Here is a 13,261-nt window from a genome sequence, read left to right as displayed (position 1 = left end):
TGGCTGTCCTCCTTCATCTGCTCAATCCTTCGTGATTGGAAGCGTAACGCTGACTACCGTTCCTTCTCCTACCTTGCTTTCCACAAGCATATGCCCTTTATGGTCTTCAATAATTTTGTAGCTGACCATAATACCTAGTCCTGTGCCCTTTTCTTTGGTCGTAAAAAAAGGTTCGCCGAGCCGGGCCAGCACCTCTTCCGAAATTCCGCACCCTCTGTCCTTCACGACGATTCGCACGCAGTCCCCGGCTTCCGCTTTGACCTGAATATCGATCCGCCCGCCCTCCGGCATCGATTCCATCGCATTTTGAATCAGGTTGATGAACGTTTGTTTCAACTGGTTTTCTTCGCACATGACAAGCGGCAGGCCGTGTTCGACCGTCGTCGCGAACTGGATGTTGCTCAAAATCGCCTGGCTCTCCAGCAGCGTAACGACATTACCCACGATTTTCTCCACGCTTTCGGGCCGGAAACGCAGCATCTGCGGTTTCGCCAGCACAAGCATTTCCGTAATGATCAGCTCGATGCGGCTGAGTTCGGACAGCATAATTTCGTAATATTCCTCTTTGCCCGCCGCGCCCGCCCGCAGCAGCTGGATAAAACCTTTCAGCGACGTCAGCGGGTTGCGGATTTCGTGCGCCACACCGGCGGCAAGCTGGCCGACAACCGAGAGCTTTTCCGATTTGCGCAGCATTTCTTCGGTTTTTAGCCGCTCCGTAATATCCTTGAACGTAATGACGACTCCGATCATTCGTCCGCTTTCGCATATCGGAGAGGTTATGTACTCGACCGGGAACGATTCGCCGGTCTTTTTGTAGAACAGCTCGCTGGCATTATGATCGAACACGCCCTCAAGCATGCTGCGGTAAAACGAGGAGCCTGCGCTTGCCTCCGAATCCCCTTTCCCGGCCGGACCGCTGAGAACCATGTACGCGTCTTTTCCGATCATTTCTTCTTCGGAGTAGCCTGTTATTCGCTCCGCGGCGTCATTCCAGAAAATGGTACGGAGATGCTCATCCACGCCAAAGATGCCATCCGACACCGCGTTGATAATAAGCTGGTTTTTGTTATGCAGCTTCTCAATCATCGCCTCGTTCAGCTTGCGTCCCGTAATGTCCTGTACTTGGGATACGACACATGCGGGGCTTCCTTCCCGGTTCCGCACGAGCGTAACGGTCAAAATGCCCCATATCAGCTCCCCGTCTTTGCGCACATAGCGCTTTTCCAGCTGATAGGAATGGCTTTCCCCGCAAATGATCTGTTCGAACTGCCGCAAATCCGTATCCCAATCTTCGGGATGCGTGATTTCAGGAACGCTCCGTACAAGCAGCTCCTCTTCCGTGTAACCTAACAGGCTGCATAACGAATCATTCACTTTAAGAATGTTGCCTTCCATGCTCACAAGCGCCATCCCGGTCGCTGCATGGCCAAAAACGTAACGGAATAACTCATCGCTGGCGGGCAGCCCGAGCTCCAACTGAATCGGATCGCGGGTATTTGATGAATTCCTTGTGAATTCAGCCATGCTTCCCATCCTTTCGAGTGCGGAAGAATGATCATTTTAATTGAATTCTTTTCTACATTATAGAAGCTTTTTCCTGCAAGGAGGGCAAATAAATGAAAAAAGAGCCGGAAGTATCCGACTCTTGACTCATTTCCATGCGGCTATCGCGAGCAGGACCCATCCCAGCAAAAAGCTTACTCCGCCCAAAGGCGTAATCGGTCCGAACCATTTGATCCCGGTCAGGCTTAATGCATAGAGGCTGCCGGAAAAAAGCACGATTCCGATAAACAGTGCCCAACCCGATACCTGGACCATGGAACTGTTAGCGAGCTTGTCCGACAACACGGCAATCAAAATTAGTCCCAGCGCATGGATCATATGGTACTGGACACCCGTACGAAAGACGTCCAGCATGTCGGCTGACAGCTTCTGTTTCAAATAGTGCGCGCCGAACGCTCCCAAGGCAACCGACAAAAATGCGTTGATGCTGCCGAGGAACAAAAATAGTTTCATCATTGCAGCGAGTCTCCTTCATCCGTCATCGTATTCCTTCCTAATCATAGCCGATTTTGCGAAAGGAATCCACCGGGGAGTCCGGGAAACCGGAGATGACCGGGAAGCTTCAGCTAATTTGCCCGATATCGTGCTGGCCTACGATAAGATTGACCGGTTCCACAAAAACTCTCGTAATGACGGGCTGCCTGAGCAGGTCGATTTCGATGTCCACGATTTTCGCACGGGCCGTTTTGCCTTCCCGCTTGTCATAGACGACGTTGAATTCCTGCAGCCCCAACTGATAAGTAACAACCGACGCGCCGACGGAAAGCGCAGGCGATTCGTATTCCCCGTGTTCGAACAGCACTTCCGACAAAATCTCTTCATTCATATCGACAATCGTCACATACTGGCAAAATAAATAACGCATGCATGATGCCCCCCAAATTTGTAAAGTTGGGGAACAATTCGCTGCACACGTCCAAAAGTCCTTCAAAACCGGATCAATAGTTCTAAATTCACAAAAAATCCACCAGAACGATCATAACCGGTATGGTGATCATACTGAATAATGTCGAAGAAAATACGGCTTGCGAAGAAAATTCCGGCTCATTGTCGTATTCGATCGCGAGCAGCACGCTGCTTAAAGACGTGGGCACCGCGCAGGAGAGGACGAGCGCTTTGGCCGTCAAGCCTTCAAGACCGAGCAGCCACACCGCCAAAAAACCGAGCGCCGGACCGGCGGCCAGCCGCAACATATTGGAGACAAGCACATCGGACAGCTTGAATTTCCATTTCATGGCCCCCAATTGAACCCCAAGCGTGAGCAGCGCGGTTGCCATAAACGCATTCGAAATATATTGAAGCGGCAAATAAATCGGGTGCGGTACGTCCAAATGAAAGTAACGCAAAATAATGGCGGCAGGAATTGCGTATATAACCGGAAGGGAAAGCATCGTTTTGAGCGTCGCCTTGAAGTTCGATTTGTGCGCATTGATCGCGTACACCCCGTAGGTGTTCGGGATCAACGACTGCATAATCATAATGATGATCTGAATGGACAGCGTGTAAGCGTTCCCGGCAAACACCGTCTGATTGAGCGGAATGGCGTAATTGGCGCTATTGTAAAAAAGCACACTGTTGCGCATCGCGCTGCGCATGCCGCCCTGCAGCTTTTTCACCCGGATCACGATTTCGACGAGCACGATAAGCATGCTGAAAAACAACACAAAAAACAGCAGTATTTGCATCAGCACATGCAGATCGATCTCCGATTCATAAAGCTTTACAAATACCAAAGCAGGAGAAAACACGTAAAAATTCAGCTTGGACAGCGTCTTGATGTCTATCCGAAACGCCCTGTATATCCCTACGCCGATAGCGATCATAATGCTGATAGGCACAATATTGTTGACCAAAATAAACAAGAAATAAGTCATCGCGGTCTCACTTCTCTCCGTAAATACACTGTTTTCTATTGTACCATATTAATCGGCATGGCAACTATATACCTCGAACATGCATACGAAAAAGCCCACACGCTGGAAGCGCCGGACAGCAGATACGGGCGAGGATTCCCCTTGCAGTTCGGTTCCGGCGCTCTCTGCTTCGCAGCTCGCCAAAGGCAACCTCGGATTGGGCCACCTGCACATGCCAAAAACCCGCAGCCGCGACTCGCCTGCACCGGGGTGCGGGGCTGAAGTGGGACTCGTTTCTACTTCCACCGGGTGCGGCGCTGAAGTGAGCCTCGACTCTACTTCCACTGGGTGCGGCGCTGAAGTGGGGGACAAGGCGGCTTGGCATGGAAAAAACCTGCGAAAGTGCAGGCTTTTCCGTAATAAATGGTTCATTTTGGCGAAAAGCCTGCACTTTCGCAGGAATTTTCGATGAAAATGAATCTGAGCTCCTGTTCGCGGCTAAAAGCCTGCGCTATTGCAGGAATTTTTCGTAGCCAGCGCAGCAACCGAGCAAAAACTGTACTTTTGCAGGTTTTCTTCGTGCGACCTGGCAAATTGTGCGAACGGCTCTGGCGGGTGAGTTTCGGGCATTTGCGAAAGTGCAGGTTTTTTCCGAAAATGGTTCGTTTTGGCGAAAGCCTGCACTTTTGCAGGAATTTATCGTGACCAGCGTATTAACCGAGCAAAAACTGTACTTTTGCAGGTTTTCCCTACGTCAACCGATCGCAGTCATGGAGCGCAGCACCGCGCGCTGGGAGCTGGCGCGTTGCCTTGCCAACCAGATGCTCTGCTTTCGCGGACACAATTGCGCGCTATCTTTCCGCACACTGCCAACGCTCGTCTACCGACCGCCGTCGTGCAGTTGGGAGCTGCGCGTGTGGCTATGCGGGCGGGATTTTGACAGTGCTGCCGGATCAATCCTGCTCCTTGCATCATCCATGCGCGAAGGGGCCTGCCGAAGCAGCCCCCGGACATCGTACACTACCCGCACGGGGTCCCGTTTATATAGTAGGCGTCCTTCTCGTAGGCGATAAACGCCACCTCGACTTCGGCCAGTCCCAGCCGGATTACGTGGTCGGTGATCGCCCGGGCGACTCTGCCGCGGACTTCCGCGCCCCGGTCAAACCAGGCGACCTCGACGAACGGGTACGTCTCCGTTATTTTGCCTGCGAATATGGCGGTGTGGTTGACGCATTCCAGGGTGAAATGATCCTCCGGGCATTCGCAAATTCCGGCAAGCTCGCTTGCGAGCCCCGAACTGATGCGGCAAATTTGTTCTGCGCTCAAGCCTCGAATCGTTAGTCTTGGCACGGATTTCCCTCCTCTTTGAGTGATGACCCGCTTTCCGTCGTCGTCATATAAGCAAAAAAATCTTCGGCCAGGTTCGGATCAAACTGCCTCCCGCTTTCCTCCAAAATGACCTGAAGCGCCTGCTCGCTGCCGATCGCCTGGCGGTACACATGATCATGCGTCATAATATCATAACTGTCGACAATAGCCAAAAGCCGCGACAGCTTCGGTATTTGCATCTCCTTCAGACCGTACGGATAGCCGCCTCCGTCCCAGCGCTCGTGCATCGACAATATCGCCTCGGCCAAAGCCGGCTCGCCGAGCGACAAGGCCATCCGGTAGCCGATCTCGCTGTGGGAGCGCATCACGTTCCACTCTTCTTCCGTAAGCGATCCGGTCTTGCCGAGAATTTGCTCGGGAATGACGACTTTGCCCACGTCATGCAGACGCACGAGCAGCTTCAGATTGATCGTATCCGCGGACTGTGGGTCCATCCCGATTCGGGCCGCCAATCCCAGCGCCAGGCGCTCGATTCTCTCGATATGGCGGGGATCCTCGATCTTTCTTGCATACATCGCCTCGTTGATGTTGGCCATCAGGCTCTTGCGCACCTGCTTGCTTTCCAGCAGCTTGTTCTTGTACATTTCTTTTTCGGCGAGGTTGAAAAACAGATGAAAATGATCGCCGGGCTGCACCATCGTCGCGCTGCCGGCCGCCATGCTGACCTGGATCGGATAAGATTCCTGCTCGGCGCAAGCCTGCTTGAGCCGCTCGATCTTCTCCGTGCAGGCGGTTGTCCCGGTCCGGGAGAGCAGGACGATGAATTCGTCGCCGCCCCATCTCGCCGCCAGCGCCTCGTCCCCGAAGCATTGCCGGATCAGCTCAGCAGCCTGTGACAGCAGACGGTCCCCTAGCTGATGGCCGAATACGTCATTCGCCAGCTTCAAGCCGTTCATGTCGAGAAGAACGATACTGACCGGCATATGCTCCGCAGTCAGCAGCCCGGGAACCGCAGCTTCCACGTAGGCCCGGTTGTACAACCCGGTAAGGTTGTCATGGAAGCTTAAATACTCCGCTCGGGCACGGGACTGCAGTTGGTCCGTCATATCCGTCATCATGACCATGACGACTTGACCTGCGGGACTGTCCGGGTCCGGTTCGATCCACTTGTATTCGAGCTGGATTTGCCGGCTCCCGATTTCCGCTCTCCCCGGCAATTCGGCGAGAAGCGCGTTTTTGACAGCCGCATCCGTCTCCCCGAACAGGCGGCTCAGCCATTGTTCCACGCTTTTCCGCTCCGCGCTCCCGCTCTCCCACAACAATTCCGCGAAATGAATGCCGCTCGGCCGCTTGTTTAAAATGCGCAGGCACGCATCGCTGTACTGCTTCTGCACGATCCCTTTCGCGTCAAACGTCAAAAACCCCTGATTGGCGTTGTTCAGCAGCGCTTTGATATCGTCTTCGCACCGCTTGAGCGCCATTCCCTGCAAATCGCTGATATACAATATTTTTTTGGTAACGCGCAGCAGCTTCTCATAGCTGGACAGCAGCTTTTGGTATTCGGTCAAAAGCTCGTTGCCCTGGTGCTCTTCCCGAACAGCCAGTCGTTTGGCATCGTACAGCATATTCAACTCGCTCTCAAAACCTTTCTGCTGATCACTCCGATAGCTTATCACGGTTACCAAGCTCCTTATTGTCAGATGTTCGCCGCCGCTCAGGCCGGAACGCAAGCAAAGTCCAGTCGTCCCGCTGGGCTTCTGTCCCCATGTATTCGTCCATCATCCGGCGAAAAAGCTCTTGCTGCTCGTTCAGCGGCAGCCGTGCATGCGCATCGATAAACTGCTTCAGCCGGGTTTTGCCGAATGAAAAGCCTTTTTCCCCGCCGCTTTGGTCTGCAATGCCGTCCGTAGCCATATATACGGTCGTGTGCTCCCGCACCGCGATCCGGTGGTTGGCGTACGCATATTCGGCTGGAGTCCGCCGGTAACCGATGCTCTGCTTGTCGCCTTTGTACAGCTGTACGCCCTCATCGCCGTCCTGCACATAGATCGCGCTGCCGCCGCCGGCAAATACGATTTCATCCTGCCCGACGTAGCACAAGGCAAGATCCAGACCGTCATCGGCTAGCCCCTCATTGTGCTGCTGCCTGAGCATCTCTTTGACCGCTTGGTTGAGCTTGCCCAGGATGCCCGCCGGGTCGCCTTCCTCGCTGCGGTCGGCGATCTGATTCAACAGCGATATGCCGAGCATCGTCATGAACGCGCCCGGTACGCCGTGGCCGGTGCAGTCCCCGACGGCAACGTAATACCCCCGCTTCGTCTCGCTCAGCCAATAAAAATCACCGCCTACCCCGTCCCGCGGGCGCCAGATGACGAAATACTGCTCCCAGAGCCGGTCCAGCAGGGCCGGATCGGGAAGCGCGGATTCCTGTATCCGCTTGGCATAATCGATGCTGTCCAGCAGCTCCCGGCTGCGCTCCTCAACCTCCCTCGTCCTTTGCCCGACGAGAACTTCCAGCCGCTGATTGAGCTGCAGGGCGCGCTTGTACGGGTTAGCCAGCTTCCGCGATACATAGTAGAACAGGAAGACGATCGCCAGCAGGGAGATCACGATCGCGACGGCCGTATTCACTTTAATATTGTCCAAAAAATATACGGTATCGGTCCGCGGAATTTGAAACAACAGCCGCATTTTCATCGACGGGATCGGATAGCTGATGAGGTCGACCAGCTCGCCATTCGGATTTTGCGACTCCAGAACCTGCACATCCTGATTGAACTGCTCCATCACTTTGGCATACGTATCACTAGAAACAAAGCCGGATATCAGCTTGCCTGTCTGATCGTAGCGGTCCGACAGATGGATGACGCCCATCCCGTCAATCATCCACATTTGGCTCTTTTCCGAATATTTATACTTCTGGAAATCATCGGACAGCCCTTTGAGGCTGAGGCCCACGCCGGCTACGCCGAGCGGACGGTCCGTTTCGCCGATCAGCACGTTGACAAATACGTACGATTGCCGGCGCTCCACGTTATAGTCGACGACGACAGCCGTTTTTTCCCCCGATTCGAGCGTTTGATAAAACCATTTGTCATCCGGCTTGTCCCTGGACACTGTGGAGAGGATCGAGCCGTTTTCCGACCAATAATGGCCGGTAAGCGCGCTGACGATGAAGGAATTGTCGTAATCGAACTGCCGGCTGCTCATCACGAGCCTTTCCCTGATCAGGCGCGTAAGCTGCTCGTCCTGTTCTCCGCCGCCGATCCATTCGAGGACGGCAGGGTCGTCGGCCAGCAGCCTCGACGTTTCCTTGGCCCGCTCGATCCGGCCCTCCACTTTTGAAGATACGGATTGGGCGATGTAGCCGAGCTCTTTGCTTTTCAGCTTTGTGATAACTTCTTTTTCCGTAAAATAATACGATAAAAAGCCGATGAGCAGCATGGAAAAAACGATAAGCGCGCTGGCAAGCGCTACCACTCGGATCACGTCTCGATCATGGAAGCGATCGCTGCTACCGGACTGCTGTCTGTCGCCTGCGGTTATAGGGGCGCCGGGTTTCATCTATCCGCGGTCTTCCTTGGCGATCAGATGAAACGGCAGCGTCAAATCTTCTTTAAATTCCTGCGCACACTCCAGCTCGCTCTCGTTGTCTGCGTCGTAATACCAATATAATTGAATGTTTTTGCCGCCTGCGTGCGCCTCGTCCAGCTTCTCCAGCATCGTCATGATGCATTTCGTACTGCTGGTGTTGATGTAAGGCAGCATCAGCTCGAACTTGACGATCGCTTCCTCTTGCAACTGCTCCAAATACGCGCCCACCCATGCCAGAACCGGCTCGTAAAACTTGAACGCATTTTCGGGAAACGACTGGCCTCTGATCGCCAAAACGTGAAGTTGCGGATCGAAATGAATTTCCGGTGTGCTTCTTGATCCTTCTATGCGCATAAGATGTAGGTCTGCCACCATTAAACAACCGCCTTTAATGTAAAAAATGACAAGTGCTCGTCAATTGGGGAAATGGAATATTCCAGCGGAAGACTGGCTTTTCTTGCCATATCGATCAAGCCGATGCCTGCACTTGATTGCGCTTCCGGAAGCTCCTCCCTGAGCTTCTCTTTGAAAAGCTTTTTCAGTCCGTCCTTATCCATGGCGGCCAATTGTTCGATATGCGCCACAAGAGGAGCGAGATCCACGTTCTCGATCAGGTTGCCGCAGCAAACGTAATTTCCCGCTTCCCACTTCCCGATCGTCACGATTGCCGATTGCTCGATACGTTCGGCGCTGCTGCCGGATGCTTTGGCCGCGCAATAATTTTTGATGTTCTGCGTCTGTTCGATAAATATGGAGAAAATATTAAAAATTTCCGTTTTCGGACGATTGTCGTTCTCCATGTACCTTTTGACCGCTTCCCCGTATTCTTCGATTAATCCTTGGGAAAGCCGGCCGGAAAAGCAGATTAGTATTCCTTTGCTCTGAAGCATATTATGAATGTCGTATATCTGGCCGTGATTCAAGGGGCATCCTCCCTTTTCTTAAGAATACAAAATTCGACTTTCTCTTTATATTACCAGAGTCCTAGTCCTCAAAAAAGGCGAAAACAGAAAAAAAGTTTGCAAATCGACGCTTGCAAACTTTCGGATATGAGGGAGTTTCGGTTGCCGGTCGGAGTATTACTGGACCGCATTCACATCGATCAGGAACAGCTTGAGCAGCTCGCTGAATTTGGCTATGTCTTCCGGCGTCAGCCGGCTCTCGGCGAGCATCGTATGCAGCGTTTGGGGAATGCACAGCGCTTTTTGGTAGAGCGCCATTCCGCTGTCCGTAATTTTGATGTTGACGATCCGCTCGTCTTCCTGCGATCTTTGCCTTTGGATCAGCTTCTGGGCTTCCATGCGCTTGAGCATAGGCGTCAGCGTGCCGGAGTCCAGATCCAGCTTCTCGCTGAGCTCCTTGACCGTGCTTTCCTGTTGGTCCCACAGCACGAGCAAAACCAGATACTGCGGGTACGTCAGCCCCAACTCGTCCAGCATCGGGCGGTACAGGCGAGTGACCGCGCGGGAACTGGCATACAGATTGAAGCATAGCTGGTTTTCCAATTTTAAATATTCACTGCTGCTCATGGCTTACAATTCCTTTCCGTCCATTCGATTTGCAAACAATCTATTTGTTTAAAATGTATATAAAATAACATGGGATGTCAATGGGAGCCGCGGCAGCGCAAAAAACCGCCGGCGTCATGAGGGCCAAGAAGTCTGTCCGACGAATGCGGCAAAACATATCTATATGCAAAAATGACTGCTTTTATGCAGCATAAGCGGCAAAAAGCAGTCACTATTCAACCCTTGACCGATCCGGCGGCAATTCCTTCCACGATCCGATTGCTGAGCACGATAAAAGCGGCCAAAATCGGCAAAATACTGATCATCAGCGTCGCTCCGATCGCTCCCCAGTCGGTGGTGTACTGGCCGATGAAATTTTGCACGCCGACCGTCAGCGTCTTCAGCTTGTCGGAGCTGATGAACGTATTGACGAAAATAAATTCGTTCCAGTTGTAGATCATGTTGATAATGGCGGTCGTCGTCATTACGGAAGCGGTCATCGGCAGCGTGATCCGGGCGAACATCCGGTTGATCGAGCAGCCGTCCATGACAGCGGCCTCTTCCACCTCGCGGGGCAGCGTGTAGTAGAAGCCGAGGAGGATCATAATCGTAATCGGCATATTAAAAGCGGTATACGAGAGCACGATGGATAGCGGATGATCGATCAGATTCATTTTCTTGAACATGCTGAACAGCGGAATTAAAGTGGAATGAACCGGGATCATGAGGCCGATCATGAACAAGCCGAGAACGAACGACTTCAGCCGCCATTTCATCCGCGTTATCGCAAACGTGACCAGGCTTGCCAGCAAAACCGTCAAAACGACGGCCAAAACCGTAATCCATACGCTGTTGAAAAAATACAGGCTGATATGGCCCTCGGTCCATACCTTGGCGTAATTTTCCCAGCGCAACTGCGCAGGCAGGGCGAACGGCGGCAGATTAAACACTTCCTGGCTGTTCTTCAGCGAGAACAGCAGCAGCCAAATGAGCGGCAGCACTTGCAGTGCCGCTACGGCAATCAGGATCACATACAGCAGCCCGTATCCGAGCCGCTGCGGCAGTTTGGAGCCTTCGGCCTTCGGCCGGGCGCGCAAAGCGGTCGCTGTACTCAGGTGCAGCCCCTCCTCTCTCACGAATATTGAATTTCCTCTTTCGTTGCGGTCGCTTTGCGGATCAGCCAGGTAACGACCAGGCATATGAGCAGCAGGAAAAAACCGATTGCGCTGGCGTATCCGAAATCGTAGCCTTTAAACGCCTTTTGGTACATGTAGGAGGCCATCACTTCGCTCGCCCGGTTAGGGCCGCCGCCCGTCATTACGTAGATCAGATCGAAATATTTGAGCGACCCGACGACGGCAAGCACGACCGTCACCTTGACCACCTCCGCGATCAGCGGCAGCTTGATTCGCAAAGCGATATGCCACGGATTCGCTCCGTCGATTCTGGCGGCTTCGATCAGCGATGACGGGATATTTTTCAGCGCAGCATAGTAAATTAAGATGTAAAAGCCCGCATATTGCCAAAGAATCGGGATGAAAATAGCGTACAGCACGATGGACGGATCGGCCAGCCACTCCGGCGTATTCTTGATGCCCGCCGCTTCGAGCGCCGTGTTCAGCACGCCGTTCGACGGGTGAAATATTTTTAGCCAAAGCTGCGCGATGGCGACCGATGACAGCAGCATCGGGATCAAATATATTTTGCGCAGCAGGCCCGCTCCTTTAATGGAGCCGGACAGCACAAGCGCGACCAGCAAGTAGCCGATCAGGCTTAGCGTCGAAAATACGGCTAGCAGGAACGAATGGCCCGCGCTCTGCCAAAACAGCGCGTCTTTCAACAGTTGTACATAGTTTTTCGTACCGATAAACGTCATAGCTCCAACGCCGTCCCACTTCATCAAGCCGTAATAACCGGTCAGCACGATCGGGATATAAATCAGCGCCAATATCATGAAGAGCGCAGGCAGCACGTATAGCGCTATGATTCTTTTGTCGGACATGACTTTATCCATAGCAGCTCGACTCCTCCGAAATTCCTTTATTTCCCCGCTTCTTTGGCCAGCGCCTCTTCATGCTTCTTGGCGAACTCCTCCGGAGTGGCAGCTTTGCCGAACAGCGCCTGTATCATGTTCAGATGGGTTTCCGCCGCGCCCGGCTTCATTTGCACATCGGCGAACAGTGTAATGTTGCTCGCTTGATTCAGCTCGTTCAGCAGGTCGATGTACAGCTTCGGCAGCTGGATTTTGGAAGTGTCCACTTTGGTTGCGGGAATCACGCCGGCTTCCGTAACCGAATGCTCGCCCCACTTGGTAATGAAAAATTTGATGAACGCCTTGGCCTCGTCTTTCACTTTGGAGTTCTCCCCAACGAACATCCCGACGCCCGGCCCGCCGACCCAACTGTTCGCATCGCCTTTGCCGCCCTCTACGGTCGGGAACTTGAAGAAGCCGATCTTGTCTTTAAAATCCTGCGGCACGTCTTTGTTCGTCGTGTAGTTCGGAAGCTCCCATGTCCCCATCAGGTACATGGCCGCTTTGCCGTTCATGAACTCGGATTTGCCCTCGTCGTTGGATAAGCCGTTGAAGCCTTTGTTAAAAGCGTTCAAGCCGACGAGCTCCTGCACGTCCTTGGCTGCGGCGATCAGGCTCGGATCTTCGAACGAGCCGCTGCGGTCGATCGCTTTTTTCAACGTTTCCTTGCCGCCGACCCGGTCGGCAAAATACATGTACCACAGCGAGCCTGTCCAGCGGTCCTTGTTGCCCAGCGCAATCGGCGCGACGCCTGCCGCGCTAAGCGTTTTCACAGCTTGCTTGAGTTCATCGTACGTTTTCGGAACCTGCACGTTGTTTTTGGCGAACAGGTCTTTGTTATAATAGACCGGCACGATGTTCAGCTCTACCGGAAGCGCGTACGTCTTGCCGCCGAAAGCGTAAGCCTCCGTCGTTCCCTTGACGAATTTGCCGTTTAAATCGCTGCTCTGCAGCACATCGTCAAGCGGTGTGAACAGGCCGCCTTTCACATAAGGATCCATGTAACCCGCGGCCCAGGTCATGCCCACATCCGGGAGTTCATTGGAGGTGGAGAGGATTTTCATCTTATTTTTGTATTGTTCGTTTTCCAGCACTTCCTGCTCGATCTTGATGTTCGGATTGGCCGTTTGAAACTCCGTAATGATTTGATTGACGATTTTATTTTGCGTAGCCGAGCTGCCTGCGGGCCACAAATGCATGAATTTGATCGTCGCTTTTTTGTCGGACTTGGCCGTGCCGCCGCTATCTCCCGCTTTGGCCGACGCCTGCGGGCTTGCGCTTTGGCTTTGTCCGGCGTTCGCCTCTTTGGAGCTTGAGCAGCCTGCCAATACAGTTCCCATGGAAACTGTAAGCAGTAATGAGAATGTAAGCGCTTTTTTCAT

General features: G+C 53.1%; 13 protein-coding genes. All 13 read right to left on the bottom strand.

The genetic code is table 11. The features are described 5' to 3' along the window. Positions 1 to 21 precede the first annotated feature (21 nt). Positions 22 to 1,524: a PAS domain S-box protein gene (locus tag AC6RNO_RS32925; protein WP_497108009.1), complete on the bottom strand. Its 1,503-nt coding sequence runs from the start codon at positions 1,522 to 1,524 to the stop codon at positions 22 to 24. Between the two features lie 126 nt (positions 1,525 to 1,650). Next, positions 1,651 to 2,016 carry a DUF423 domain-containing protein gene (locus tag AC6RNO_RS32920; protein WP_474679860.1) on the bottom strand — a complete coding sequence of 122 codons (366 nt, stop codon included), beginning with the start codon at positions 2,014 to 2,016 and terminating at the stop codon, positions 1,651 to 1,653. Between the two features lie 109 nt (positions 2,017 to 2,125). Continuing rightward, on the bottom strand, positions 2,126 to 2,428 hold the full coding sequence (locus AC6RNO_RS32915; protein WP_474679799.1) for a hypothetical protein: 303 nt from the start codon (positions 2,426 to 2,428) through the stop codon (positions 2,126 to 2,128). A gap of 88 nt (positions 2,429 to 2,516) precedes the next feature. Beyond that, positions 2,517 to 3,437 (bottom strand): AEC family transporter, encoded by a 921-nt coding sequence (locus AC6RNO_RS32910; protein WP_497108008.1) that lies wholly within the window; start codon positions 3,435 to 3,437, stop codon positions 2,517 to 2,519. A 999-nt stretch (positions 3,438 to 4,436) separates the two neighbouring features. After that, entirely contained in the window at positions 4,437 to 4,766 is a 330-nt protein-coding gene (locus AC6RNO_RS32905) for a DUF1904 family protein (RefSeq protein WP_497108007.1), read from the bottom strand. Further along, positions 4,754 to 6,421, bottom strand: coding sequence for a bifunctional diguanylate cyclase/phosphohydrolase (locus AC6RNO_RS32900; protein WP_488437665.1), 1,668 nt, complete (start codon positions 6,419 to 6,421; stop codon positions 4,754 to 4,756). The genes AC6RNO_RS32905 and AC6RNO_RS32900 overlap by 13 nt, the downstream gene beginning before the upstream one ends. Then, positions 6,402 to 8,309, bottom strand: coding sequence for a SpoIIE family protein phosphatase (locus tag AC6RNO_RS32895; RefSeq protein ID WP_497108006.1), 1,908 nt, complete (start codon positions 8,307 to 8,309; stop codon positions 6,402 to 6,404). The genes AC6RNO_RS32900 and AC6RNO_RS32895 overlap by 20 nt, the downstream gene beginning before the upstream one ends. Then, positions 8,310 to 8,714 (bottom strand): DUF1987 domain-containing protein, encoded by a 405-nt coding sequence (locus tag AC6RNO_RS32890; RefSeq protein ID WP_474679804.1) that lies wholly within the window; start codon positions 8,712 to 8,714, stop codon positions 8,310 to 8,312. Next, positions 8,714 to 9,262, bottom strand: a complete 549-nt coding sequence (locus AC6RNO_RS32885) for a SiaB family protein kinase (protein WP_474679805.1) — start codon at positions 9,260 to 9,262, stop codon at positions 8,714 to 8,716. Before AC6RNO_RS32885 ends, AC6RNO_RS32890 begins: the two co-directional genes overlap by 1 nt. 156 nt (positions 9,263 to 9,418) lie before the next feature. Beyond that, positions 9,419 to 9,868 (bottom strand): MarR family winged helix-turn-helix transcriptional regulator, encoded by a 450-nt coding sequence (locus AC6RNO_RS32880; protein WP_474679806.1) that lies wholly within the window; start codon positions 9,866 to 9,868, stop codon positions 9,419 to 9,421. 215 nt (positions 9,869 to 10,083) lie between these two features. After that, entirely contained in the window at positions 10,084 to 10,962 is an 879-nt protein-coding gene (locus AC6RNO_RS32875; protein WP_474679861.1) for a carbohydrate ABC transporter permease, read from the bottom strand. Between the two features lie 17 nt (positions 10,963 to 10,979). Beyond that, positions 10,980 to 11,861, bottom strand: a complete 882-nt coding sequence (locus AC6RNO_RS32870; protein ID WP_497108005.1) for an ABC transporter permease subunit — start codon at positions 11,859 to 11,861, stop codon at positions 10,980 to 10,982. Between the two features lie 26 nt (positions 11,862 to 11,887). Next, positions 11,888 to 13,261, bottom strand: coding sequence for an extracellular solute-binding protein (locus AC6RNO_RS32865; RefSeq protein WP_488437675.1), 1,374 nt, complete (start codon positions 13,259 to 13,261; stop codon positions 11,888 to 11,890).

The organism is Paenibacillus sp. sgz302190, from assembly GCF_059820445.1.
The sequence above is the reverse complement of the archived record's forward strand: the minus strand, read 5'-3'. Positions and strand labels throughout refer to the sequence as shown.